Source organism: Paenibacillus sp. Root444D2 (assembly GCF_001426375.1).
Lineage (GTDB): Bacteria > Bacillota > Bacilli > Paenibacillales > NBRC-103111 > Paenibacillus_E.
Genome location: NZ_LMEO01000023.1, coordinates 191,341 through 217,401, shown reverse-complemented (window position 1 = coordinate 217,401; position 26,061 = coordinate 191,341). Strand labels below are relative to the sequence as shown.

The following is a 26,061-nucleotide window of genomic DNA, read 5'->3' as shown; positions in this document are numbered from 1 at the left end:
CGCATAAACCTGCTTTTTTCTCGTTTGTAAGAATACAAAACATCGTTACAGACACGTTTTCACTTCCCCTCGCGACTGAAACGATGAAAAATATCTTTCCAGCTTGTGCTATGGTTGTAGGTTATTGCGCGCTTTGCAAAAACCGGGCAACTATAGTCAATCACCAAAAGATTATGCATGTATCCACAATCTTACTCAGTCTAGTAAAATCCATAGCAAACCATGCTAAATAGGGGAAAGCTCTCGTCTTACCCCCTACCCTAAAATCTGACAAGAAGAACAAAAGCAGCTCCTTAAAAGTAGCTGCTCTGCCTTTATGATTGCATATACAGAAGTAATGCAAAACAAAGAATCCCCATGGCGACGAGAATGGTGTCCATACCTCGCCACTGTAACGTGTTTTTCCTCAGCAGCAGCTGTTTGCCGTCGATTTTTTTCAGTTCCATCGCAATGGTCATTTGCTCAGCTTTATGAAACATAGCGAGCAGCAAAGGGACGACTAGCGCCGGGATATCTCGTGAACGAACAGTACCCGGTCGGATTGATGCTTTGCCTCTGGCTCTTACGATGGCTGAGAACTGCTGCCACTCCCGCAAGATGAGCGGAATGAAGCGGAAAATCAAGGAGACGGCCAATGAAAAAGATTCAACCGGCAGCTTAAATTTGCGAAAATATTTCAAGGCCCAATTAAGCCCTTGCACGAGCTGACCATAAGGCGTCGTGATGGCTAGCCAATAGCCTGCCATGAGGACGAGAAGCAAACGTGTCAACGTGAGTGCCGTGCTCCAGCCACGCTCCGCCGAGAAACCGAGCGGAAACTGCCCTTCAGCGGTTGACCAGTCCAGCCCTGCCAGAAGGATCGAAATGAACATGAAGATCAGGAATGGCAGGGCGATCTTCATGCTGCCGCGAAGGGCGGATCGCGGGAGGCCGAGAAACGCGAGGCCGAGGAGCAGCATGGATGCCGCGAGGCCGCTCCACTCCTGCTGCTGCATCGTCCCGATGACGAGCAGCAGGTAGAGCAGCCACTTCGCGCGCGGGTCGAGCCGCAGCATCACGGCCTGCGGCGGCTTCGGGGCCACGCCAGCTTCGCACGTGGCCTGCGGGCTCGGCGCAGCCGCTTGCGGCGCCGGCCTAGAGCTGGCGCTGCCGCATTCGCGCAGCGCCTTTGCGATCGCCGGAGCGGCAAGCTCCGGCGTGAGCCGGTCCGGCGCGATGGCGATGCCATAGCGCGCCAGCTCTATCGCGGCCTCCACGCAGCTCGGGAGGCCGACGCCCGCGCGCGTCAGCACCTCCGGCGCGCGGCAAAGCTCTTCCGGCGTGCCGTCGAAGACGAGCGCGCCGCGGTCTAGAACGAGGACACGGTCCGCTAGCGGAAAGAACGTGTCCAGGTCATGCGTGGCGATGACGCAGCCGCCACGCTCGCGCGCGCGAATGATGCGCAGCAATTCGCGGACGGCTGCCGCCTCTAAGCCGGCAGTTGGCTCATCCATGAGGAGCCAATCCGGCGCAGTGGCGAACGTAGTCGCCAGCGCGAGCCGGCGCTGCTCGCCGCCGCTCAGCGAGAAAGGCGACCGATCCATGGCGATGACGCCGCGTGGATCGAGATCAGCGCAAGCGGCGCGAATGCGGCGCTCGCGTTCGTCCGCCCCGAGGCGGTAAGGACGCAAGGAGTACGCGAATTCCTGGCGTACACTGCGTGCGAACAACTGCTGCTCGGGGAATTGAAATATTAGACCTAGACGAAGGAGATGGGCTTGGTTTACTTTCCGTTTGTGCCATAATGGCTGCTCATCAAGGGTTATCGTTCCTAAGGTTGGTTCCAGAATTCCTGCCATGACCTGCAGCAGTGTTGATTTCCCAGAACCCGTATGACCAATCAATAGGGTCAGCGATCCATCCGACAAGTTGAAGCTGATATCTTTCAGCAGTTGATTGTTAGAGTCATCCGGAGCATCTACCCGGATGTCCTGCAGAGCTATCGGCATAAGGACGACACCGCCTTAGCCAACTCTTCCATATCTATCGGGAGGAGATCAAGCTGACAGCCTTGCTGCATCAGACCAATGGCAGTCTTAACCACAAAAGGCGGATCAAACCCTAACTCCTTACAAGGTGTCATACCCGGCAATTCTCCCCCCTCCCCATACAAAAACGCTCTCGGCTCCCCATCAAAGGTTATCCGTCCCTCTCCAAAACCAACGACGCGCGTAGCATCCGCCAACTCTTCCAAACGATGGGTAATCCACACAATCGTCGTCCCCCGCTTATGCGCTTCCCTTACAGCTTGGCGCACTTCCTTCCTTGCAGCAGGGTCTAACATTGCGGTCGGCTCATCTAAAACAAGGATCGATGGATGAGCGGCAAGCGCTGCTGCGAGATTCACCAACTGCTTTTGCCCACCGGATAATGTGTTTAACGACCGCTCGATCGGGATCGTCAATCCAACGGCAGACAAGGCTTCCATGTACCACTCTTTACGCGATTCTGTGCTTAAATTTTGCCCATTCGGCAGGTAGTCCAGCTCTTCCTGAACCGTGTCTCCAACAAACTGGGCATCCGGTATTTGCAGAACACCCCGGGTTAGCCAATTCTGGTCTTGTTTATGCACGAACTGTCCACCAGAGAGCGGACTTAAGCCCAGTAATACGCTGGCTAGTGTGCTTTTGCCGCTGCCATTGGGTCCTATGACTACAATCCACTCACCCTGATGAATATCCATGGAGACATCGGACCACACTTGCCTTCCTTCTCCAGATTCTGTTCGATAGATAACGGAGGCCTTCTCCATGGAGGCTAAAATCTCTCTGTTTGCCATATGTAAAATGTTCCTTTCACTTTCACAAAAGATGTGCTATCATCTGAATTGTTAACCAACGTTGATCGAATTGGTTGACAATACATTTACAATAACAGAAACAGGAGCGATGAACAATATGAAACTCACTCTTCGCGGCGTTGTTTTTAGTGCACTATTTGCCGCTATTCTCGTTTTATTCAGCTTTGCCAAAATTTCTCTTCCTTTGACACCCGTGCCTATTACCTTGCAAACACTGGCGGTTATGCTAGCCGGCGGACTTCTGGGAGCACGCTATGGATTCCTTAGTATGGCACTCGTTGTCATCCTCACAGCCATCGGCTTTCCCCTGCTTCACGGAAATGGCGGTTTAGGCGTCGTCCTCGGACCTACTGGCGGCTTCATTATGATTTGGCCTTTTTCAGCTATGCTTATCGGTCTTATTTTACCTCGTATTCGGATGAATGGCATCATGGGTTACATCGCCGCCTTCTTAGTCCTTGAAGTATTCGGCTCTCTCATTCTGTATCTGGCCGGAGTTCCTTGGTTAATGTACAAAGTGCCTACCTATACATTTGCCAAAGCCATGACAGCGGCGTGCTATCCATTCTTACCAGGAGATGCCATCAAAGCTATAGTTGCAGCGCTTATCATTGCTCCTGTTCGCCAAGTATTCCCTCCGCAAAGACTTACGGGCTCCTCTTCACACAGCGTTGTTAAAAGTAATAGTCCTACAGATCTTAGCGTTTAAGACTCTGAAGACAAACAACGGCCTTACAGCCGCAGAAGATCTGAGTACATACTCAAATCTTTTACGGCTGTAAGGCCGTTTTTTTGTATAGCTTTTCGAGCGGGGATATCAAAATTTTTACGATTTTGTAATGTGCAGCACGTAATTTTTATTCGATTGTAATGCCCTGACGTGTAAGCTAGTTCTTGTAGACAGCAGCACGATGCAAACAACAGCGCAATCAAACATTATCGAATAGGAGTGTTATATATGAAAAACAGTAAAAAGACATTAGCCGCATTAACGATCACAGCAACCGTAGGTTTATCAGCAATTCTTCCTTTCAATGCACTAGCAGCAAGTCCTTTCACGGATTCCGCCAACACAACTCAAGTTCAAACAGCGATTGAACAATTAGCACAGCAGCAAGTTGTATCCGGATATGAGAACAACACCTTCAAGCCGAATCAGACTATAACTCGCGCAGAGGTTGCCAAAATAGTCGCATTAGCGCTTCATGTGAGCATGGACCCCGCCGCAGCCAACCATTTTAACGATGTAACGAAAGGTGATTGGTTCTATTCTTATGCAGTTGCTCTTGAGACTCTTGGTGCAATGAAAGATACTGCCGGACAATTCCGTGGAGGTCAATCCATCTCTTCGGATCAACTTGCAGACGTGATTGCTAACGTGTTAAAAGTTGATAAAACGGCGGTTGAAAAGCTGCCAAGCTTTGCATCTATTACAGGCAGTCAAGTGACTAGGGGGCAAGCCGCTCTTCTTATCTTTGAAGCACAGCAATTAGTGCCTATTCAAGTGACTAAACTTCAAGCCTTGAATGCCATAACACTGCAAGTTACTTTCTCGGCACCGATTCCCACGGCAGAATTGGAACTGGATCAAGCGTCCAAAAACTTTGTTTTTGACAACGGCCTGGCGATCAATAATGTTCCGCGGTTAAAAACAGGTTCCAAATCCACCTACATCGTTCCAGTTCCTACCCAAAAAGCCGGGACAACTTACACGCTGACTTATAAAGGTAAGCCTGCTGGAACTTTCACAGCGAGCACAGAGAAAATTGCTCTGAAATCCACGGCGCAGGTAGCAAGTGATTTATTTGAAGTGGAATCCCAATTGGCTGATGGTGTTGCTGATTACGGTTATGTGATTGCAGCTTACAGCAAAAGCCGCCCAGGCTCATTCATCGTTGACGAGAACAATAGCTATAACGGCAAAACGTATCAAATTCTTTCGTCCATGCGTAACCGTCAGGTGCAAATTACCCCTGAGGGTGGCGCTACAATGACAGCGAACTACTTGCCATTCACACAAGCAACCGATGGCCGACAAGCACCTAAGTTTATTCTACCTAACGGCGAAACGTTCAAAGCCGGTGTCAAATATACTGTTTCAGCAGACTGGGCTACTCTCGTGAATCCAACGTTTACAGCCGAAGAAATCGCACCGCTTACTATCCAATCCGCTGCTGCGGTGGATACGAAGACGATCGCCGTCACACTTTCGCAAGATCCTAAGGATGAAATTTTCGTCTCTCGCCGTGTTACACTTACCGCAACTGACGGTACGGTGTTAACTGCAGAATACACGCTGACTTCACGTAAAGGCGCTGTAGGTACTTTCGCTCTTCTTAATAACGCTCAACTCGTTCCAGGCACTTCTTATACCGTTGCTCCAGTGGGTAAATGGTCAACTGCAACAGGTGTCACTTTGACATTAACCAAATAATCTTCACATTAATAAGATAAAGAGATCCGAGGGTACCTTAAATGAGGTGCTCTCGTTCTATATTTATCCCTACCCACATATCCGAGGTGAATTCCCATGTTACGTAAAAAACTTTCATTCATGACAATATGGACTCCGCTCACACTGCTTCTTCTATTAATGGGCTGCGGGTCGCGTCCCGACGCGGCAGTTGGCTCCAACATCGGAGCAACGGCAGCACCAGTCCCTACACCTTCAGTACCTTCAACAACACCTGCCGTTAGTCCAAAACCAACAAATATCACTCCGCCCGATGCTTCTGAAACCACTTTGATGGTTACACATTCCAAGAGTGACTATGTATCTTTCTTAAATCCAGCTTCCGGCAGCTTCGAGAAACTCATCGTCGGTCAATCTCCTTTTGCTATTGCGGAAGGACCTAATCATCGCGTCTATGTATCAACAGCGGAAGGTATCGCAGTGGTGGATACCCAATTGCGTAGACGCGTTGCCCTAGTTCCCTACCAAGCAGCTGTAGGTAAGCCGCAATATGGCGAATATCGCCCCGGTGGCATGGGCATCGCTGTTTCACCTGACGGTCGATTTGTCTACGTAGGTGTTTACTTACCCAGCAGAAGCAAAAGCCAATTAGAAATCATGGATACAGAAAATTTCTCCATGACAGGCAGTGTCTCCGTCGGAATCCGACCGTTCGATGTCGTTACCAGCCTCGATGGCCGTGAGGTTTACAGCATCGACCATGATTCTTACTCCGTGACGGCTATCGATCTTGCCAGTAACAAAGCTCGCACCCTTGAGGTTGCTCCTTATGGTCACGGAGGCTTCGAGAAGCCCCATTATGCGGCGGTTCGATCCGACGGCCGTCTACTCTTGCCTTACCAAGGCCGCGGCCTCGTCGTTCTTGATCCTGTCAGCGGCAAGTATGAGACGAAGCCGCTAACCGGCAACACGCATCAGGAGGGCGTTGCCCTCACACCTGACGGCAAGCAGCTGCTCATCGTCGGCATCGGCTCTGCCGGCAGCGCAACAGGCAAACCTAACTTAACAGTGCTCGACATAGCTGCGCATGCCGAGAAAATCATCCCTCTGGCCCGTATGCACCAAATGGTCGCCACCAGCGCAGACGGTCGTTACTCCTACCTCACAGGCGGCGTTACTTATGCCGATACCGGTTGGAACGGCATGACCGTAGTTGACTTGGAGTCTGGCGCAGTCCGCGACTTCGAGATCCCTGATTACCCTCTAGATGTGCAGCTGTTGAGTCGGTAAGTTGGTTTTTCATCGTTAAATAGTCTCATACCAGCTTGAAAGAATCTGGATTATTGCGCGGAAATAAGAGTCCCTAGGAGCTTCTATTTCGAGAAAAAGTGACTATTGGTGGGAAATAAGAGTCTCCATAGACTCTTATTTGATGCCGAACACAGTGAATTTGGATCATTTCGCGGAAATAAGAGCCTCTAGAAGCTTCTATTTCGAGAAAAAGTGACTATTGGTGGGAAATAAGAGTCTCCATAGACTCTTATTTGATGTCGATCACAGCACAAATAAACTTTAATGATGAAAGTTATCGTCTCAGCGGCTTTATCATCAAAATGATGGCCTTCAGACACTATTTTAAGATGTTTTACATCACTAAAGTGTCCTCTTAACGCGGAACACCTACTTTAGCGATGAAAGTCATCGTCTCAGCCGCTGACAATGTAACTTTTCCGACAGTGAGAACTCTCAGCATACATTTGTGGTAACAAGCATCCTTCTGGCTCCGAGAAGTCTTTTTCGGACTTCTCAGCAACACTTTGCTACTTTTCCGACAGTGAGAAGTCCATTTCGGCACTCTCAGCATACATTTGTCGGTTAACAAGCTTCATTCACACACCGAGTGGTCCATTTCGGACTTCCCAGCCAACACTTTGCTACTTTTTCGACAGTGAGAAGTCCATTTTCGGCTCTCTTAGCATACATTTGTCGGTTAACAAGCTTCCTTCACGCACCGAGAAGTCTGTTTCGGACTTCTCAGCAACACTTTGCTACTTTTCCGACAGTGAGAAGTCCATTTCGGCACTCTCAGCTTGTTTTGCATGTAATGCGAAACCAAAAGCCCCTTACCCGATAACGGGCAAGGGGCTTTTGCTATGTGATCTTGCTTAATGGGAAAATGCTTATCCCACTCCTACACGCACGCATGCATACTCTCATTCCATCATCCGTGCTTCGCCATGTAACCCACCCCAGGATAGGTTACAATAATCTCCATAATTTCTTGCCCCTCTGCAAGACTCTTAATCTTCTGGCGAATTCTCGCGATCGTGACCCGTAAATATTCAACTTCATCGCGGTATTCACTCCCCCAGATTTCACTCAGCAGCTGTTCATGGGTCATAACTTTGCCCGCATGCTGCAAGAGCAGAGCGAACAAGTTATACTCGGTCTCCGTAAACTTAACCTCAGTATCTCCCAGCCATATTCTACGCTGAGCAAGATTAGCCGTCACGGGTCCGAGTGTGATCTCACTCGTTGTGACTGGTGTTGCCATTCGGCCATCCATCCGGCGAAGCACGGCGTTCACGCGAGCGAATAGCTCATCTAACGAGAACGGCTTCGTCAAATAATCGTCCGCCCCTAGGTTGAGTCCTTGCACTTTATCCGCCCCATTGCTCCGCGCGGTCAGCATGATGACTGGCACACTGGAGTAGGAGCGCAGCCTTTTGAGAACGTCGAATCCGTCCATGCCCGGCATCATCAGATCAAGTAAAATCAAATCCGGATCAAATCCCTCAACTTTCTCAAGCGCCTCAGCGCCACTCTGGCAGGCCAATGTTTCATAATCTAACGATTTGAGGTTCGCTGCAACGAATCGTACGATTTTAGGCTCATCATCGACGATCATAATCTTCTTCTTGTTCACTTTCAGCCCTCCTTCCCTTGGAACCTCGGTATGGAGAGGATAAATGTACTTCCCTCACCAGGTTTGCTCACTACGCGGATCTCTCCGCCGTGCGCTTGCATGATCCCTTTGCAGATCGCGAGTCCGAGTCCGGTTCCGCCCGTTTGACGGCTGGATGACACATCAACTCGGTAGAAGCGGTCAAATATTTTATCCACATGCTCTGCAGATATCCCGATGCCATTATCTTGAACTTCCAGATGAACATAACGCTCATCCGCTTTAGCGGTAATTCGAATAATCGGATGCTGCTCATTATAGCGAACTGCGTTCGTGAACAAGTTCACGAGGACTTGCTCCATGCGCAGCTTGTCCGCATAGACCAAAGGAATATCATCGGCCAGATGTACCTCGAATTGGGTATGCTCATAGTTCGCTTGCTGCGGGAGCCTTCTCCTGGCGCTTTCTACAACTGCTTCCAGCCGGAGTGGCTGCGGATTGATCCGCATGGCACCCGATTCAATCTTCGAGATATCCAACCACTCATCGATCAGATCCTGAATGCGCCCAATGTCTTCATGAATTCCCTCCAGCAGCTCCTGCTTAAAGCTTTCTTCCCACTGAGCATCGACGCGAAGAAGCGTCTCAACACCACCGCGAATACTCGTGATTGGTGTTTTAAATTCATGGGATGCCAAAGAGATTAAATCATTCTTTAGCGCATCGATTTCGTGCTCCTTGGTCATATCACGCCACACATAGCCTCGGCCAAAAACTCGCCCTTCTCTAGCCACTTGAAACGCCGAAACCATCATAAAGCGCTCTTTGCCATGCTCGGATTTCACCGTAAAAGCCCCCTGCACTCTTGGCTCAGCAGTAAGCATCTGCAGCTCGTCTTGACGTTCGGGCAGCAGAAGAGCAATCCTTTCGAACAACGCGGCCTCATTCATTGCTCCCAACTCCGCACTCGGAATCGCGAAGATTTCGGCCATTCGATGATTGGCATATACAACATTATGCGTGACGTCAATCAGGACAACCGCATCGGACATGCTTTCAAGAACGGCGTTCAAGGTTGCATGCTCGTCCTGCAGCCGCTGGGTTCGTTCCTCAACACGATTCTCAAGCTCGCTATTGAGCTGCAGAAGCGCTCCTTGATTTTCCTTAATCTGCTCAGCCATCCGGAAGAAATGATCAGCCAGTAATTGCAGTTCCAGAGGTGAGCCTTGAGGAACAACCTTGCTATCCGGTTTGGCGAAGGTGCCTCCTGCAAGACGCTGCGTGTAACCAACCAAGGCATGAATGGTTCCATTCAGTCGTTTCGCCAGAAAACTGCCCAGCAATACGGTCAAAATGAGTGTGAACACCAGCAGCAATATCGTGATACGGAGAGATTCGATGAAAGCAGCATTGACTGCGGCTTTGGACTTGCTTACCCACACGATCCAATCGATTTCAGGAATGGCTTTGTAAGTAATCTGTTCTTTATGCGCAGAGATGCTTAATTGATAAGTTCCTTCCCCCTGCCGCTGGACTCGGGCATCTTCGGCAACAGGTTCCTTCGATAAATCCGCCATGGATTCAGTCAGCGCTGCGTTCGGATGATAGATGGGTTTCCCTGCGTGATCCAGAACAACTGGATACGCTTCTTTGCCGTAATCATATTTGGTAACAAGCTCCTTAATAGGAGCCAGTTCGAGCACGGCGAGCACAAAGCCATCAGCTTGCTTATTTCCTTTATATACCGGTACAGCAATCGCGACCGCCGGTTGATTCAAACTTTCTGGTCCCCGGAATAAGGAGGATATGATGGTCTTTTGTGCGGTTTGCACACGTTTGGTGTAATCTCGATCCTTGACGTCGGCGCCAATGAGTGAAGCATTCGCTGCCGTATGAGTCGCTTTGATGATTCCGTTTTGATCTATAACATAGATACCCGTGAAGCCAGCCAAATTTTCTTGCAGCGATTGCAGCTTCAGCGTTAAACTCTCGCGCGTACGGAAGGTGGCGTCCGATGCCGTAATTGTGGCAGCTAACGTTTCAACCGCATTTCGATGATAGTACATGTAATCTTGGACAGCATCCCCCAGCCGATAGGTTGTCTGCCGCTGATTCTGATTGGACTCCTGCGTAATATGGGTAATTTGAGAAACTTGAAAACTGCCTAGAATTAGAATCGGAATCATTGCCATAATAGCGAAAGTTATGGTCAAATGTGATCGCATAGAATAATGTTTCAAAACATGGTTCCTCCGCTCCAGCAACACTATTCTTAGATGTGTTTCATTAGCTCTATTTTACCATTTGCAAAAATGTAATGAAAATGAAATCTGAAATTCATCTAGTTTTAATGAACTAAGCTTATAATAAAGTTCGACCCCCCTTTAAAATATATACTTAGACCCGCGGCCCGTTGCTGTGGGTCACTTTTTTGTTATAATGTATAGAAACTAAACAAAAAAGGGCGGCTCCCTATGGAAAATGACCAAGAATTGATTACGACCAAATTTCGTGAAATAAAAAATGTCATCTCCTCCTATTTGATGCAGGTGCTGCCTCACTTTCAGATTTCACCGATTATGATGTATGTCATGGAGTTTCTACGCAAACACCCTGAATGCATCGCGGTGGATATCTCCAATGAATTCGGGCTAACTAGAGGAGCTATCACACAGCTGTTAGATAAATTGGAAATGCAGGGATTGGTCATCCGCAAACCGCATCCTACTAGTCGCAGAAGTCAGCTCGTTCAAATGACGGATAAAGGAAATGAACTGATAATTAGCATTTTAGATGCGTATAATAACAAAATCGAACAGCTATTCACCCCCTACTCCAAGGATGAATTGGCTTCACTCAAACAGCTTTTAGAAAAATTGCCGCTATAATCCCAACGTTCCTGTTGGGATTTTTCATTTTCATCTTGACTAATTTGTTTAATCGTCATATTGTTTAGTTAATAAACAGTTTAAGACATAAACACAAAAGGAGTGTTTTGAATGAATAGAATTATGGCGATTACCGGAGCCTCATCCGGCATAGGATTAGCGACAGCACTGCAATTTTCTGAGATTGGTTGGACGGTTTACGCAGGAACACGCAACGTAGAACGTGATCGAGAGAAGTACGGCAATCAGGCTAATCTTCATTTTATCGAAATGGAAATCACCAGTCCTGAATCGATGGAACAAGCATTTTCAGTTATCGAAAAGAACCACGGTCACCTTGACGTCCTGTTCTGCAACGCGGGCTTTGGTTTTTTGAGAGCCTTGGGGCAAGCGACTATGGAGGAGATTCATAATGTTTTTGATACGAATGTGTACGGAGTTATGCATACGATTCGTGCAGGGCTTCCGCTACTTCGCAAGTCAGATGCTGGACATCTGATTGCAACAACAAGTGTTGGCGGCTTGGTCGGGCAACCCTTTAATGAGATTTATTGCGCGGCTAAATTTGCCGTTGAGGGCTTGTTAGAAAGTTTAGCTACCTACTACAAGCCCACATTCAATATCGATGTTACGCTGCTTGAGCCCGGAGCGATTGCCACCAATTTTAACAGCACCGTCCTCGGTCACGTTCAAAAAACCGGCGGCATTTTAGAGGATGAATATAAGCCGATGATTACACAGTATTTGGACACCTTCGCCAAGCGAAATTCGGTGCCTCAAACGTCAGAATCAGTTGCAGAGGTGATGGTAAAATTAGTCACGGAGCTGGATCCGAAGCCATTGCGTATTCGAACATCGGAGGCTGCGGAAGCTTTCGTCCAATATAAAGTGAGTCAAGATCCCACGGGTCTGGACGGTATGCTCAACACACGTAAACTGCATTTGAATAGGTAAAAAATCAAATCAAATACCACTTCGGAACGTAAAAACGTTCTGCAGTGGTATTTTTCAAATCCAAAAAAAAATTGCATAAACTAATCTAATTAGTTAATATATTATTATAATTAGTTTGCCCATGAAGGGGAGTGTTGTTATCATGATGATCATGATGAAAGCCGCCAATTTAGGCTTACGTTTTTTGTTAGAACTTTGTATCCTTGCTTCCCTTAGTTATTGGGGATTTCACGTTGGCGAAGGATCGCTGCTCAAAGGCATTCTGGGCATTGGCACTCCGCTGATTGCAGCCATCCTATGGGGCATGTTCGTTTCACCGAAAGCTTCAATAACCGTCTCTCAACCACTTCAATTTATCATCGAACTCGTTATTTTCGCAGTTGCCATTATAGCCCTTTATGTAACCGGCAAACATTCTCTCGCAATTTGTTTTGCTCTTTTTTACATTCTTCATCGCATTCTGAAGTTCCTCTGGGATCAATAAATCGCGGTCACATTTGGGCGACGAGCAGCCCATCTTTTACAATAACGGTAAACGCAGTTAGACTTTTCGAAGGCACGTTCAGACACACGCCTGTATGAGAATCGAATTCCCAACCATGTAAGGGACATACCAGCTCTCCACTTTCCTCTTCTACCAATCCCCCAGCATGCGGACATTTGCGCGATACTAAGCGATAGCTGTCAGGTTCTTCGTTTTTCAAAATCCAGTACTTTTGGTTTTCAATCTCAACTTCTGCGGGTAGATCTGTGAATCTCTCTTCCTGACCCAGTTCAATTTCCTTCATCATAATCCTCCTGGCAAAATGTTTTATTTCTCCGTCTTAACAGTTTGTCGCAATCCACAAGCTTCTACACATAATTTCCCACAATGTTGCGATAGGATGTCCATAATCTTTCGGTACAGTAAGGGTGTAAGGGAAATGAATAACAACCCCTACAAGCTACATATATCGAGAGGAGTTTTCTAAAATGAAAACACAATGGAAAAAACGCGCAGCTCAAACTAGCTTGCTAGCCGTAATCGCAACTATCGCATTCGGAGCCGTTACTGCATCCGCAGCAGACACGAACAAAGATACGAAATTGATCCAAGGCATTCAAATCTCACAACCTGAAGGCAGCAAACCAGTCATGATGTTCCGTGCGACTAATGCTAGCTCAGGTCTACTGATGCAGCCATCGCATGAGCGAAACTACTGGAAGCTGCTTGCCAGTACCTATGCACCAGAAACTTTATCCGACTGGAAGAAAGCTTTGGAAGATCGCAAAGAGGTAGAAAGTGAGTTTCCAAAGCCTACTTTTGCTAAAAAAGTGATCATTCAGAAAGATGCTGAGACCGGTAAAACAGATGAGAAAGTCCTTACTGAAAACGGTGCCCTTCAATTAGAAGAGCTCCCAGCTTCCGTTACTGCCGTCCCTGCCCTTCCTTCTGTTACCATCAATTCAGATGGTAAAATAACGCCGCCTACCAAAGATATCATGATCAAACAACTGGTTACCCAAGCACTTCCACTTGAGGGTGCTGTGGCTGGTGATATAATGAAAGCGGAGCTACCCGAATCTTTCAAACGCCAGCAGAAATTAACAGAAGCGGTGGAAGCTGATGATGCCGCGGCGATTAAAAGCTTATTGCCTGAATTGTTAAAGGATTATGTGAAGCAAACGGAAGAGCTCCGCGAGTTGACGAAGAAATTGAAAACAGAAATTCCAGCACCAGCTGAGAAATAAAGATTGTTTAGCTATTTGAATCTAGTGGAACCGAGCGCATTTTTAAGCGGATCGGCTCCACTTTTTCCCTATGTAGTCAGGAAAGTAGGAGATTATGCACATGTATCACATCTATCTAGTAGAAGATGAAGAGGATTTAAGAGGCGTCCTGGCAGCATATTTAGAGAAAGAGGGGTGGCAAGTGCGCTCGTTCCCCGATGGAACCTCAGCCCGAGAAGCAATCTCGGAGCGGCCGGACTTGTGGGTCCTCGATATTATGCTGCCCGGCGTTGATGGTTATCAACTTATGCGCGAAATCAAAGCGGATCAACCGATGCAGCCTGTCATCTTTATTTCCGCGCGGGATGCAGATATCGATCGGATTATTGGACTGGAGCTAGGCAGTGATGACTATCTGGCCAAGCCCTTTTTACCACGGGAACTCGTGATACGCACACGTAAATTGCTTGAACGCGTCTATGGGGAACGACTTGGCGGATCCATGACAGCCTCCCAAGAACGCCGCGTGAAACTGACAGTTGGCCCCTATCTGATCGATGAGCAAGGCCGCATCGTGACCGACGCTGATGGAACGAACCCGGAGCTTACGTCGAAGGAATTCGAGCTGCTGCTCTACCTGGTGAATCACCATGGACAGGTGCTTGAACGTCAGCAGGTGCTTACCGCTATCTGGGGTATTGATTACTTCGGAACGGATCGTGTCGTTGACGATTTGGTGCGAAGATTACGCCGTAAGCTGCCGGAATTAAGACTTGAAACCGTGTATGGTTACGGATATAGGATGGTGAAAGCATGAGAATGCGTCTGGGAAATTGGCCTCTTGCGGTCAAGCTATGGGGAGCGTTCGCCTCCTTAACACTATTGATTTTCACATTGCTCGCCATCCTGCTTCCTTGGACACTGAAGGGGTTTTTCACTGAGCAGCTGTATGATATTTTACTCGATACACAGAGCGGTCTTCGTGTGGAAAGCAGCAAAGCGGCGACATTTGCAATCCCCGCGGAGCCAATCATTCAACTTCCGGTTCCCAGTTTTGTACAGGGCGTACCTATGGACAAGCGCATTTTGGTCGTATCGAAAACCGACCTCAGTGAAGCAAACAACATCCTCCCTAATTCAATTATGGGGACACGGGCAACCGCGTCTCTTCAAGCTACATTGAGCGGACCAGAGATTCAGCATTTCATGATAAGCGGTACAGCCAGCAATCAAACATGGGCTACGAGTGCTGCCATTAGCGAGCCATTCATGCAGGCTATGGAGCATGATGCCTTCGCACAACAACTGCCCGTAGAGAAATACACGCGAAATATTGAGAACAAAAGTATCTTCTATGTGATTCGCAAAGAAGGTGATCTAGCTAAGCCCAACTTTATCGTCTCGTATGCTTGGGGAAACTATCGCAACGATCTCGTGATGACGATGTTTGGCCGGCTCATGCTGCTGATGGTAGGTCTGATTGTCATTAGCTGGCTTCCCTGTCTGGGAATAGCTCGCTACTTCACACGTCCACTCGTTCAGATGGAGCGTCATGTCGGGCGGATGGCTGAACGTGACTGGCATGAGCCTATCACAACAAGCCGAAAGGATGAGATTGGCCGGCTAGCCAAAGCGATTGAATCCATGCGGCAGCGGTTAGTGCGCCAGGATCGGGCGCAGCAGTTCTTCCTGCAGCATACGTCTCACGAGCTGAAGACGCCTGTTATGGTGATTCGCAGCTATGCGCAATCCATACAAGACGGTGTTTATCCGAAGGGAACCCTCAATGAAAGCGTTGGCGTTATTATGAAAGAGGGCGAGCGGCTGGAGAAGCGGATTCGCGACTTGCTGCTGCTGAATAAGCTGAACTATTTGACCGCCCGAGAGAAGCCCTTTCAGCCTTTTGAGATCAATGCTGTCATAGAGGATGTGGTTGAGCGGCTGCGGTATCGTCGTCCTGAAATCAAATGGGAGATGGATCTCGCTCCTCACACCACAATAATTGGTGATCAGGAACAGTGGAAAATCGCCTTGGAAAACATGCTCGACAACCAGCTCCGCTATGCCAAAAGCTGCATTCGCATCCTGGTCAAATCACTGTCACTCGAGAATGCGAATGCGACAAAAGGGCAACCCTCTTTATCTGAGTTTTGTATAAGTAATGATGGCCCGCTTCTAGATCAAGCCATCGCGGATAGCCTTTTTGAGCCCTTCCGCTCCGGTGGCGATGGCCAATTCGGACTTGGCCTCGCCATCGTGAAACAAATTATGGACCATCACGGCATGACGGTTCGCGCGGCGAACCAGAGAGATGGCGTGTCCTTTTATATCGAGCCAGGAAAACATTCGGACAAAACTAGCGTCCCAAAAGTCTCATAAAGACAAAAGAAGCACAAGCAACAGGAAACCGATTCCTGATCGCTTGTGCTTTCTTCTATTGTTCCACGGAAGCTCAATGAAATAGCACGATTATGATTTTTTTTCAAGCTTGGCGGAAATACCAGTGAGTAGGACGGCAACTAAAACCATCAGTCCCCCGATCCATGGCGTATGCACACGTCCCAAAGAGTCGACAACCACACCGCCGATTATGGAATGATTAGCTCATGATATCCTCCTAGTTTATAATTGAAGTGTACGGCTTTACACTTTAACATTTCGGCTCTGAGTGCTATTATACTTGTATACGAACTTTTTGATAAGTACGCACTTTGAAGTAGCATAGATACATTTAAGGTATATAGGTACTATATAGTACCCATATTATTCAAAAGGAGGTTTACGACTATGGCCTATAATGTTCCAGTTGAAGCCACGCTTGATGTGATCGGTGGTAAATGGAAGGTCGTCATTTTGTGTCATTTGGACAAAGGGGACAAACGAACAAGCGAGCTAAAAAGGTTAATGCCCGACATTACCCAGAAGATGCTTACTCAACAGTTACGCGAGTTGGAGCAGGACGGAATGGTGAAAAGAACAAGCTATGATCAAGTTCCGCCGAAAGTGGTCTACTCCTTAACCGATTATGGTTGGTCATTCAAACCCATTCTCGATGCTATGTGTGCCTGGGGGGAGCATCATATGAAAGAAAAAGATATGGCTCCAATACTAACGTATTAGTTTGATCACTGAGCAAACGTGATACAAGTAACTAATCCCAGGAGGTGTTTGCTTTGAAGATCATTATTTCAGCTTCGGAAGCTATGGAAAAAGGGGTCTGGGCAGAGATACTTCGTCTCTTCGGGAGAGATAAAGATGAGGAGATATGGCCTCAGGAAGAATTTATTTTAACAGAGGCGCAGGCTCTTAAGTTGAATCTTATAAAGAAATAAACGATGCAGAATAAGACCACCCAGAGGGTGGTCTTATTTCATGTGGTTTTCTGGCTAAGTAGTTGGCTCTTAAGCTAGGACACGATCTATCCATTGAATCCTCGGTGGGCAAGGACGACTGTGATTGTATGGCAGATGAGCTATAGCGGCTACCAATGTTGCATTTTATACAACAATTTACATCCCCAAAGGTTATTTTGCAACTTAAAGTTGCATATTGTACAAGATTTTAAGCCCATTTGTTACGAAATGACCTGTATAGGACCAAATTGTTGTACATGATGCAACAACGAAGGGAGAAAGGCGAGATTTAGGCAGTAATTGTTGCACTTTATACAACATCATTCAACCGCGAATAAGGATTCATTCATCCAGCAATCTCAATTGAACATGTATAACGATTGATCCCAATTTAAGACACCTCCATGATGAGCAAGATTGGATGAATGTATCAGATGTCTCGAATATACAATATTCTTAGCAAACTAAGAAGAAATCAAAGAAATTGTTGTATGTAGTACAACTTCCCCCTTCTATTTCTCCATTTGTTCAAAAAACCAGTAAACAAAAAAGCTAGGGAAACATAGCTACATACCGAATGATTATGCATATCCCAATCTTAACCTAGCAAAAAGGACCTCCACCTTGATGGCGGAAGTCCTCATGGATACGTGCAACCATCGCAAAGCAAAAAATGCCCCCGATAACCGGGAGCATTCCTATCACATTACTATTAAGCTTTGACTTTTGCTTTGATCTCTTCAAGCGGCTTGTGGTTACCGTATTTCGGATACTCACGTGTAGATGGAGCCGCCCAGTGAACCGCATTGCTGATAACGCGGCGGATTTGCTCATTGTAGTAAGTACGGTACGTCTCGTGTCCAGGACGGAAGTAGAAAATCTTCCCGTTGCCGCGGTTGAATGTACAACCGCTGCGGAAAACTTCGCCGCCTTCGAACCAAGAAACCATGATCAGCTCGTCCGGCTGAGGGATATCGAAGTGCTCACCGTACATTTCCTCTGCTTCAAGATCGATGTACTCGCCGATGCCTTCAACGATTGGATGACCCGGAGCAACAACCCAAAGACGTTCCTTCTCATCAGCTTCACGCCATTTGAGGTCACAAGATGTGCCCATCAGCTTTTTGAACACTTTGGAGAAGTGTCCGGAATGAAGCACGATAAGCCCCATACCTTGCCATACACGCTTTTGAACGCGGTCTACGATCTCGTCCTGCACTTCGTTATGCGCTTTATGTCCCCACCAGATGAGGACATCTGTGTTATTCAAGACTTCTTCGGACAAGCCGTGTTCAGCATCATCTAATGTCGCATACGTGACATCGACTGCTCCGCTTAAACCTTCACCAATCGCCGTATGAATACCATCTGGATACGCTGCGCGTACGACTTCATTTTCTTTTTCATGACGGAACTCGTTCCAAACCGTTACTCTAAGCTTCTGACTCATTCTTATTCCCTCCAAGGTAGCGTATTCATTCATACTTTTGAGTATAGTCACTCCCTCGCCGAAAATAAAGGCAAGATCCTGCCTAATTCTTATTCAATAGTGTCCTTCCACTTCAAACAATGATATACTCATTACTGATAAACCTTACGTCCGGCCACTTTTTACGTATTCAAAAATGTCTTCCCAGTAGTGAGGTATACAAATCCATGGACCCTATTCAAAGCACTAGCACCTTTACCGAGATCGTTAATGAAGAAGTCATTTACCAGAACCCTTTGCTCTTTTTGAAAATTTGGGAAATGAGTTCTGACACCCCGCAGTTCGGGCCTCCTACTCCTTGGCGTTGGCATTCACATATGCAAGTTGAATTTCTTGTGGTCATAGAAGGTCATCTCGGCATCCAAACGAAGCACGATTTTACGGTGATGGCGCCTGGGGATGTCATGGTCTTGGGCTCTTCCCAGCCTCATCGTACGTATAAGCATTCGGCGGATGCCTTGAGACAGATCGTTTTTCAGATTGATCTAAAACAGCATTTCGACCTTAGCACCATGCCCTACCTGCACTGCTTCTCGGAGCTGACTCATCCACTTGAGCAGTTTAATGAGCTTTTTCAAGGCAATGCAGCCGTCAAGCAGGCTGCTTACAATCTCATTATGCAGATTTACGAAGAGTCGCAATCCCGTAAGATTGGGTACGAGTTGGCGATCAGTGCAGCGATCAAAAATCTCTTACTTTTAATGCTGCGCAATGACAACCGAGATTTCTCGGCTCTCGCCGAGGACTCCGGCATTTCTCGCGTGCGTCCGGCATTAGACTTTATCGACGAGCATCTGAGCGAACGGATTTCGGTCGAAGACATGTGCAGTGTGCTCAATTTGAGCTATCATTACTTTATTAAGTATTTCAAAAAGGTGATGGGGATATCCTTCGTCGACTACGTTAATTACAAGCGGATCAAAAAAGCCGAGCGTCTCCTTTTAACGGGCGACCTCAGCATTATGGAAGTAAGCTTTGAAGTAGGCATACTGAATATGGCGCAATTCTACAAGCTGTTTAAGCGTCATAACCAATGCTCGCCCAAAGAATTTAAACAACGCATGCGCAGTCAATCAGGGCTGACGCCTCTGCTTGCGCAAGCGGACTAGCTCGCTTATAGCCTCCATGGGAAATCCCGTAGGAGGCTATGTTATATCAATCAAGGCAGGAAGCCTTGTTGGCTGACAAACACATGCTCCTGCGGGAAATGCCGCAGGAGCTGTTCGCGTACGCGCTCGAACGCATCCCGACTGTACCAGTCTGGCAGCTCCAGCGCGTCATAGATAGCGCGCACGCCGATGCGTTCCGTGCGCTTGCCCCCACTGCCATCGCCCATGAAGTAATCGTCGATGCACACCCGATCCACGATGCCCGCAAGCAGCTCGGCGAAATGCTCCGAGCTCGGCAGCGCTGGCGCTATCGTGGCCTGCACCGGAATGCCGCGAGCTGCCAGCTCGCGTAGGGCATTTAGCCGCGCCGGAATCGGCGGCGCGGACGGTGTGAACGCTCGGCGAATATCCTCGCGGTCGGTCTCGACCGTCATGCTGACTCTTACGCGTTCGCCGAGCAGCTTTAACAGGTCCGCATCCCGTGTCACGAGCGGACTGCGGGTTTGTACGAACAAGAAGTCCGGCGGATTCGCGGACATCACCTCAAGGAGCGATCGGGTGATTCGCTCCTTATGTTCGATCGGCTGGTAGGGATCCGTGGCCGATGACATGAAGATCGTTACCGGCCCTTTGCTCTTCGCTTTGGCCAGCTCCTTCGCCAGAAGCGCGGCCGCATTTTCTTTTACATCGACCCAATCACCCCATGCATCGCTGCGGAATAATGCGACCGGCATCTGCCTCACGTAGCAGTAGGAACAGGCGAAGGAGCAGCCGGTATAGGGGTTTAGCGTGTGTGTGTACCCCTTAAGAAAGCCGCTTGCTTTCGTGAGCAGCTGCTTTGCTGTCTTCCGGTTTACGTTACTCTTCATAGACTCACCTCCACTTTCCCTTTCGAGATCATCTCTTCGATAACGTAGACAATCTAATTTCCTCTATTACATTGGAGATAAGAGACCATCGATTCTTTTCATCCAATCTATTACTACATTAGTTTTTTTACCCTTCACAAAGCTGCTGAAAGACTCTAAATTCAAGTTTTCGATTGATGTCCACCCGTGGTGAAGGGGCATTATGAATGTATTGGCATTGGATAAAATACAATGTAAACTCACTCTAGACCTTAGCTTGTGTACTTTCATTGGAATAACTCCAATGGATTTTTTATTTTCCATGAAATTGGCCGTTTCTATGAGTTTTAATTGGATATACTCCAATAGAATCGGTTATCTGCATGCCTAATTTAAAAACTACTGTAAAAACTCCAATGGATTAGTATATCTGCAGCCACATCCAATCACAATCCTGCTCGCTCCAACAACAGCAGCTTCTCCTTATTCCGAAGTCCGCCGCGATAGCCAGTTAGCGACCCATCCTTCCCCACAACCCGATGACACGGCACCACGATGAGCACGGGGTTAGCCCCAATGGCAGTACCTACGGCTCTAACTGCACTCATTTTATCTAACGCCTGGGCTACCTGTGAATAACTAAACGTTCCCCCATGTGGAATCTCATGAAGCACACGCCACACCGACTGCTGAAAAGCAGTACCACGCAGATCCAACGGCAATGTAAATGCCGTGCGTAGTCCTTTCAAGTACTCCTCTAGTTGAAGGATATAGGGCTGCAGCTTCTCAGCATCCTCTACCCAGCTAGACTCAGATAGCTGCGCACGAGCCCATTTCGCTAATTCCAACCACGCACCCTCATCTACACCGCCTGCAGGATCTGCCTCATGAAATTGTAAATAGCAAAGCCCCTCATCCGTTGCCGCCATCAAAAAGTTATTCTCTAACAAACGAACGACCCCCCAGTAGATCGACTTGGTCGGTTCGGTTTGCATCTCTGAGCTCGCTCGCTTGGCTTGCATCACTGACTTCTCCCGTTCGGTTTCCATCTCTGACTTCGCCCGCTTGGTTTGCATCTCTGACTCCGCTCGCACGGTTTGCATCTCTGGCTCCGCTCGCATGGTTTCCATCTCAGATTTCCCCCTCATGCCCTGTAACTCTGCCATTCCCTGCTCAGTTTGCTCCTCAGACTTCGCCCGCATAGTTTGCATCTTCAATCCCTCCTCGGTTATGTTTAAATTGATTTTATTTGACGGAATTCCGTAGGCGAAAAACCGGTCTTTTTTTGAAATATCGTGGCAAAATGTGCCGCATTCGGAATCCCCACTTGAACACCAATCGCATTTACAGGAGCATTCGTTTCTAAAAGCAGCCGCTTGGCCGCTTCAATGCGAACCTGTTGAAGATAGGTTAGAGGTGTGATTCCCTGCAGGCGTTTGAAAGTCCTTTGCAGATGATAGACACTCGCATAAAAGTGATCTGCCAGGATCGTCAGCGTCAGCGGCTCGGCATAATGTTCATCGATGTGAGCTGTCATGAGCGACACCCATTCTTCATCAGGCAGCCTGACGCCGTCTGGCCTGCACCTTTTGCAGGGACGATAATTTTCAGAGAAAGCCGCTTGTCGGTTCCCAAAAATCCGGACATTCTCCCTTTTAGGCACCCTTGATTTGCAAGATGGCCTGCAGAAGATCCCAGTTGTCGTCACCGCATAATAAAACGTACCATCATAAGCCGCATCATTCGCAACAATCGCTTTCCAAAACCGTTCTTGCATGACTACCGCTCCTCTCAGCTCCATTTCCCTACTAGCTCAGTATACCCAAACTATGCTGCTCTTGTAAGGGAAGGAAGATGAGAAAGCAAGATTACGAAAGCCGCTTTCAGTGATAATAGAGGAAGAGACTTTATCAGATAAGAGGAGAACTTAACATGCCACATCTTCAATCCTTTGACCCTTCTATCCTAAAATGGTACGAGCAGACGAGTTCCCTTACACTGCCGCTTCCTGATCCTTTTCGATATGAGCAAAATCTTGGTTACTTATCCCGATCAACCAATGAATGCTTATTCCATGTGGATAACTTGGCTATTTACAAGCTGCTTCCGGTTGGGGATAACCATGTCCTAATCGCTGTCAACAGTGAGGATAATTCTCGGCTGCGTATTCAACTACTCCATAGTACCGACGGTACCCTCTCCTCCTCCACTCGTGAAGACGTGGCTCGCTATGTGTGGGAGTGGTTTGACCTTGGCACCGACCTTACGCCCTTCTACGAGTTGGCCAAGGGTGATCATCTGCTGAAGCAAGCCACTCAGGACTTTTATGGGCTGCGCCTGATGGGGATTCCAGATCTATTCGAGGCAATGAGCTGGGGCATTATCGGACAGCAAATCAACCTGACTTTTGCCTATACGCTCAAAAGACGTTTAGTTGAAACCTTCGGTACACAGCTAGACTGGAAAGGACGGACGTACTGGGCATTTCCTACACCAGAGCGAATCGCCGAGCTCACGCCTGATGCCCTGACTGCCTTACAGTTCACGGGTAAAAAGGCTGAATACTTAATTGGCGTCGCCAAGTTGATGGCTGAGGGGCTACTTGTTAAAGAGGAGCTGCTGAGGCGGAACGATTTTGCAGAAATGGAGAAAGAGCTGTTAAGTATTCGCGGCATCGGTCCGTGGACGGCCAATTATGTGCTGATGCGCTGCTTGCGGAACCCCGCTGCTTTCCCTCTTGCCGACGTTGGCTTGCACAACGCTCTGAAGCATGTCCTTGGCTTAGATCAGAAGCCGACAATCCCCCATATCCAACAGCTTGCAGAAGGATGGAATGGATGGGAAGCTTATGCGACTTTTTATTTATGGCGTGTATTATACTAACCGAAATGATGCGATGACGTGAGACTACCCTACGGATAACTAGACTAAGGTCCTGACCAAAACTTGACTTTCTGACGGTTCATAGCTTTACTTGAAACAAGTATACTTTTGGTAAGATGGTTCATTTCTGCTGCGCAAATTTGAGATTTTCATGCAAATTTCCACAAAAAATATACGGTTTTTTGTTACAAGGAGAACATAAGTCATGAAGTTTATGGGACTAATTGAACAATTATTTGCACAATATGGCTATTGGGTATTGTTGATCGGTCTGCCATTGGATGCTATTGCGCTTCCGATTCCTCCGGGAAATACGACGATGACGTATACGGGTTTTTTAGCTTATAAAGGGGTGCTTCATTGGTTCTTAGCCATGGTTGCGGCCTGGGTCGGAACTATAATCGGCATGACGATTACCTATTGGATCGGATATAGACTAGGCACGCCTCTGATCGAACGTTATGGGAAATTCCTGTTTTTGAAACCCGCACACCTGGATAAGTCTAGAGAATATTACGCGAAGTACGGAAACAAATTGCTGCTTTTCAGTTATTTCATACCGGGAATCAGACAGTTTATCTTTTATTTTGTAGGCATCATCCGCGTTCCTTACCGAATTTTTGCTTTATTCGCCTTCACAGGCTCAGCTTTATGGGTGGTAGTATTTTTCGGAATTGGTTACCTTTTCGGTGATCAGTGGCTTCTCATTTTTATGTGGGTTGAAAAGTTTTTGATTTACACCTTGATCGGATTGTGTATTGCAGTAGCTATTTTATTACTTGTAAAATGGCGTATTCGTTTGAAAACGGGGCTGCAAAAGCCTCAATAAAGCAGTTACCTAAATCCCTTTATATACGAAAAAGGTTGCCCATCGGTCTTAGTAAGATCGAAGAGGCAACCTTTATTTGATTTTTTATTATGCCTTTTTACGGGTGAGTAAAATAAAACTTAGGATCGCTCCTATTTCCATCACGGCTATGATGATGCCTAACGGAACCGCGGTTTGGCTGCCGCCAATACCGACCAACGGAGCAACTAGGCCTCCTATGATAAAAGAAAGCAAACCTAACAATGCTGCCGCGCTGCCTGCTGTTTTCCCTTGATTTTGAAGAGCAAGGGAGGAGGTTGCTACAGAGACAGGTCCTACGCTTGAAACGATAAAGAAAAAAGCCGCCAAAATCGCATATAACCCTGCCCCAATAAGGGTAGAAATGAAAAGTAACAAACCGCCGAAAGCGGCAATGGCAAGCCCACCAGCTAGCAATCGATGGTTGCTAACTTTTCCTGCTAGCTTTCCCGTGATTTGACCGGCTATGATAACACCCATACCGTTAATCGCGAAGCAAAGACTGAATATTTGCGGGGAAACGCCGAAAATATCCTGCAGCACGAACGGGGAACCCGAAATATAAGCGAACATGCCGGCAAAAACGAGTCCTTGCGTTAACGCATAGCCCATGAACATACGGTCTGTAAGCAGACCGCCAAACGTTCGAAGCGTGTTGGTGAGACCGCCTTTGGAACGACGCTCTGGCGGGTGTGTTTCCTTCAAGCCGAGCACAGTAGCAAAGAGCATAACCACACCGATCAGGCTCAAAACAAGGAATACGCCACGCCATGAGGTGAATTGCAAAATTTGTCCACCTACAATGGGAGCAAGTATAGGCGCGGCCCCATTGACCAACATTAGAAGGGCAAAAAACTTCGTCAGCTCCACACCTTCATACATATCACGAACAATCGCACGGGAGATGACGATACCAGCTGCGCCAGCCATGCCTTGAACGAAACGCAGACCCAGAAAAACCCATATCGTTGGCGAGAACATGCATAGGACCGAGGAAATCGCATAAACAACGAGCCCAATCAGCAGTGGCATTCGTCTTCCGCGCACATCACTCACCGAACCAGCGATGAGCTGACCGATCGATAGGCCGAGCATGCAGGCAGTTAAACTCATTTGTGCCAGTGAGGTGGTGGTATGAAGATCATTCGCGAGCACAGGCAGTGCGGGTAAGTACATATCTAGTGAGAGCGGGCCGAAAGACGCCAGTGAACCGAGTACGAGCACAATCCATAAACGGTTTGAACGACTTACAGATAGTCTTGTTTGGGAAGCAATAGGATTGGACATCACGTATCACAAACTTTCATTCGTAGTAAATTTACGCTACCATCGAGATCTGATTTTGTCTAGTAGGTAACTTTTACAATGCTGCGTGTAGCGGAAATAACAAATGATGCGTCGGCAACTCGTATTTCGGGGATTTTGCCAATTTACCTGGTGAGGTGCAAGCCCAATCACTAGAAGCCCCCGCTAGTGGTATTTCTTTTAATAAAAAAACTCCCCATTTTCACGGGGAGTTCGATTTATGTAGTTTGTTGTGTATCAAAGTTTGATGCTGGGTTACCGTATCCATCGAGCTTTTCGTCACCAATTATATCGACAAACTCTTTCGCTCCTTCTGGTACAGAGAGAATATCCGATGCCTCAACAATCGTTTCTCGATTTTCTTCAAACATTTCTATATCCATTTTATGCCTCCTTCGAAAAATAATATTGATATTATGTACCAACATTTCACAGAACATACAATGAATAATTTCTAGGCTCAGGAAAGCCATGTGAGGCCAATGAAATCATCCTCCACGAATCTTCACCAGTCACTC

Annotated in this window: 25 protein-coding genes; 14 read left to right on the top strand and 11 right to left on the bottom strand. The window is 47.5% G+C overall.

Annotation, left to right across the window (positions count from 1 at the left end):
• Positions 1–314: 314 nt before the first annotated feature.
• Positions 315–1,988 (bottom strand): ATP-binding cassette domain-containing protein, encoded by a 1,674-nt coding sequence (locus ASD40_RS15150; RefSeq protein ID WP_057304071.1) that lies wholly within the window; start codon positions 1,986–1,988, stop codon positions 315–317.
• Complete coding sequence (locus ASD40_RS15145; RefSeq protein WP_057304070.1) at positions 1,979–2,818, bottom strand: ATP-binding cassette domain-containing protein; 840 nt, start codon at positions 2,816–2,818, stop codon at positions 1,979–1,981. Before ASD40_RS15145 ends, ASD40_RS15150 begins: the two co-directional genes overlap by 10 nt.
• Positions 2,819–2,936: 118 nt before the next feature.
• On the opposite strand from ASD40_RS15145, the gene ASD40_RS15140 reads away from it, so the two are divergent.
• The 3 genes from ASD40_RS15140 (at position 2,937) to ASD40_RS15130 (ending at position 6,542) form a co-directional block, all read left to right on the top strand.
• Positions 2,937–3,548, top strand: coding sequence for a biotin transporter BioY (locus ASD40_RS15140; RefSeq protein WP_057304069.1), 612 nt, complete (start codon positions 2,937–2,939; stop codon positions 3,546–3,548).
• A gap of 249 nt (positions 3,549–3,797) precedes the next feature.
• Positions 3,798–5,273, top strand: a complete 1,476-nt coding sequence (locus ASD40_RS15135; protein WP_057304068.1) for an S-layer homology domain-containing protein — start codon at positions 3,798–3,800, stop codon at positions 5,271–5,273.
• 96 nt (positions 5,274–5,369) lie between these two features.
• Positions 5,370–6,542, top strand: coding sequence for a YncE family protein (locus tag ASD40_RS15130; protein WP_057304067.1), 1,173 nt, complete (start codon positions 5,370–5,372; stop codon positions 6,540–6,542).
• Between the two features lie 931 nt (positions 6,543–7,473).
• Here ASD40_RS15130 and ASD40_RS15125 read toward each other — a convergent pair.
• Together ASD40_RS15125 and ASD40_RS15120 are read right to left on the bottom strand one after the other, a co-directional pair.
• Positions 7,474–8,178, bottom strand: coding sequence for a response regulator transcription factor (locus ASD40_RS15125; protein ID WP_235549269.1), 705 nt, complete (start codon positions 8,176–8,178; stop codon positions 7,474–7,476).
• 2 nt (positions 8,179–8,180) lie between these two features.
• Positions 8,181–10,397 (bottom strand): ATP-binding protein, encoded by a 2,217-nt coding sequence (locus ASD40_RS15120; RefSeq protein WP_057304066.1) that lies wholly within the window; start codon positions 10,395–10,397, stop codon positions 8,181–8,183.
• Between the two features lie 234 nt (positions 10,398–10,631).
• Between ASD40_RS15120 and ASD40_RS15115 the strand changes: the two genes are divergently transcribed.
• The 3 genes from ASD40_RS15115 to ASD40_RS15105 all read left to right on the top strand — a co-directional run bounded on the left by ASD40_RS15115 (position 10,632) and on the right by ASD40_RS15105 (position 12,483).
• Positions 10,632–11,045, top strand: coding sequence for a MarR family winged helix-turn-helix transcriptional regulator (locus ASD40_RS15115; RefSeq protein ID WP_057304065.1), 414 nt, complete (start codon positions 10,632–10,634; stop codon positions 11,043–11,045).
• A gap of 111 nt (positions 11,046–11,156) precedes the next feature.
• The gene (locus tag ASD40_RS15110) at positions 11,157–11,999 is read left to right on the top strand and encodes an SDR family oxidoreductase (protein WP_057304064.1); all 843 of its coding nucleotides are present in this window, start codon (positions 11,157–11,159) and stop codon (positions 11,997–11,999) included.
• Between the two features lie 142 nt (positions 12,000–12,141).
• On the top strand, positions 12,142–12,483 hold the full coding sequence (locus tag ASD40_RS15105) for a YrdB family protein (protein WP_235549268.1): 342 nt from the start codon (positions 12,142–12,144) through the stop codon (positions 12,481–12,483).
• Positions 12,484–12,490: 7 nt separating this feature from the next.
• On the opposite strand, the gene ASD40_RS15100 is transcribed toward ASD40_RS15105, so the two are convergent.
• Positions 12,491–12,790, bottom strand: a complete 300-nt coding sequence (locus tag ASD40_RS15100; RefSeq protein ID WP_235549267.1) for a Rieske (2Fe-2S) protein — start codon at positions 12,788–12,790, stop codon at positions 12,491–12,493.
• A gap of 181 nt (positions 12,791–12,971) precedes the next feature.
• On the opposite strand from ASD40_RS15100, the gene ASD40_RS15095 reads away from it, so the two are divergent.
• The 5 genes from ASD40_RS15095 to ASD40_RS38215 all read left to right on the top strand — a co-directional run bounded on the left by ASD40_RS15095 (position 12,972) and on the right by ASD40_RS38215 (position 17,041).
• Positions 12,972–13,730: a hypothetical protein gene (locus tag ASD40_RS15095; protein ID WP_057304062.1), complete on the top strand. Its 759-nt coding sequence runs from the start codon at positions 12,972–12,974 to the stop codon at positions 13,728–13,730.
• A 100-nt stretch (positions 13,731–13,830) separates the two neighbouring features.
• A complete protein-coding gene (locus ASD40_RS15090; protein ID WP_057304061.1) occupies positions 13,831–14,526 on the top strand; it encodes a response regulator transcription factor in 696 nt (231 codons plus the stop codon).
• Positions 14,523–16,088, top strand: coding sequence for a sensor histidine kinase (locus ASD40_RS15085; protein ID WP_235549266.1), 1,566 nt, complete (start codon positions 14,523–14,525; stop codon positions 16,086–16,088). Before ASD40_RS15090 ends, ASD40_RS15085 begins: the two co-directional genes overlap by 4 nt.
• 408 nt (positions 16,089–16,496) lie before the next feature.
• Positions 16,497–16,829 carry a winged helix-turn-helix transcriptional regulator gene (locus ASD40_RS15080; protein ID WP_047678053.1) on the top strand — a complete coding sequence of 111 codons (333 nt, stop codon included), beginning with the start codon at positions 16,497–16,499 and terminating at the stop codon, positions 16,827–16,829.
• A gap of 53 nt (positions 16,830–16,882) precedes the next feature.
• Positions 16,883–17,041 (top strand): hypothetical protein, encoded by a 159-nt coding sequence (locus ASD40_RS38215; RefSeq protein ID WP_164484161.1) that lies wholly within the window; start codon positions 16,883–16,885, stop codon positions 17,039–17,041.
• A 733-nt stretch (positions 17,042–17,774) separates the two neighbouring features.
• On the opposite strand, the gene ASD40_RS15075 is transcribed toward ASD40_RS38215, so the two are convergent.
• Positions 17,775–18,512, bottom strand: coding sequence for a ThuA domain-containing protein (locus tag ASD40_RS15075; RefSeq protein WP_047678043.1), 738 nt, complete (start codon positions 18,510–18,512; stop codon positions 17,775–17,777).
• A gap of 206 nt (positions 18,513–18,718) precedes the next feature.
• Here ASD40_RS15075 and ASD40_RS15070 point away from each other — a divergent pair, with 206 nt between their 5' ends.
• Positions 18,719–19,660 (top strand): helix-turn-helix domain-containing protein, encoded by a 942-nt coding sequence (locus ASD40_RS15070; protein WP_057304060.1) that lies wholly within the window; start codon positions 18,719–18,721, stop codon positions 19,658–19,660.
• Positions 19,661–19,710: 50 nt separating this feature from the next.
• On the opposite strand, the gene ASD40_RS15065 is transcribed toward ASD40_RS15070, so the two are convergent.
• The 3 genes from ASD40_RS15065 to ASD40_RS15055 all read right to left on the bottom strand — a co-directional run bounded on the left by ASD40_RS15065 (position 19,711) and on the right by ASD40_RS15055 (position 22,285).
• A complete protein-coding gene (locus tag ASD40_RS15065) occupies positions 19,711–20,529 on the bottom strand; it encodes an SPL family radical SAM protein (protein WP_057304059.1) in 819 nt (272 codons plus the stop codon).
• A 425-nt stretch (positions 20,530–20,954) separates the two neighbouring features.
• Entirely contained in the window at positions 20,955–21,719 is a 765-nt protein-coding gene (locus ASD40_RS15060) for a methylated-DNA--[protein]-cysteine S-methyltransferase (RefSeq protein WP_321166573.1), read from the bottom strand.
• Between the two features lie 23 nt (positions 21,720–21,742).
• Entirely contained in the window at positions 21,743–22,285 is a 543-nt protein-coding gene (locus tag ASD40_RS15055; protein WP_321166574.1) for a bifunctional transcriptional activator/DNA repair enzyme AdaA, read from the bottom strand.
• 155 nt (positions 22,286–22,440) lie between these two features.
• Here ASD40_RS15055 and ASD40_RS15050 point away from each other — a divergent pair, with 155 nt between their 5' ends.
• Entirely contained in the window at positions 22,441–23,391 is a 951-nt protein-coding gene (locus tag ASD40_RS15050) for a DNA-3-methyladenine glycosylase family protein (RefSeq protein WP_057304057.1), read from the top strand.
• Positions 23,392–23,596: 205 nt separating this feature from the next.
• Complete coding sequence (locus ASD40_RS15045; protein WP_057304056.1) at positions 23,597–24,220, top strand: DedA family protein; 624 nt, start codon at positions 23,597–23,599, stop codon at positions 24,218–24,220.
• Between the two features lie 87 nt (positions 24,221–24,307).
• Here the strand turns inward: ASD40_RS15045 and ASD40_RS15040 are convergent, their stop codons facing one another.
• Both ASD40_RS15040 and ASD40_RS38210 read right to left on the bottom strand, forming a co-directional pair.
• Positions 24,308–25,525: a multidrug effflux MFS transporter gene (locus ASD40_RS15040; RefSeq protein ID WP_057304055.1), complete on the bottom strand. Its 1,218-nt coding sequence runs from the start codon at positions 25,523–25,525 to the stop codon at positions 24,308–24,310.
• A 236-nt stretch (positions 25,526–25,761) separates the two neighbouring features.
• On the bottom strand, positions 25,762–25,926 hold the full coding sequence (locus tag ASD40_RS38210; protein WP_164484162.1) for a hypothetical protein: 165 nt from the start codon (positions 25,924–25,926) through the stop codon (positions 25,762–25,764).
• Between the last annotated feature and the right edge of the window lie 135 nt (positions 25,927–26,061).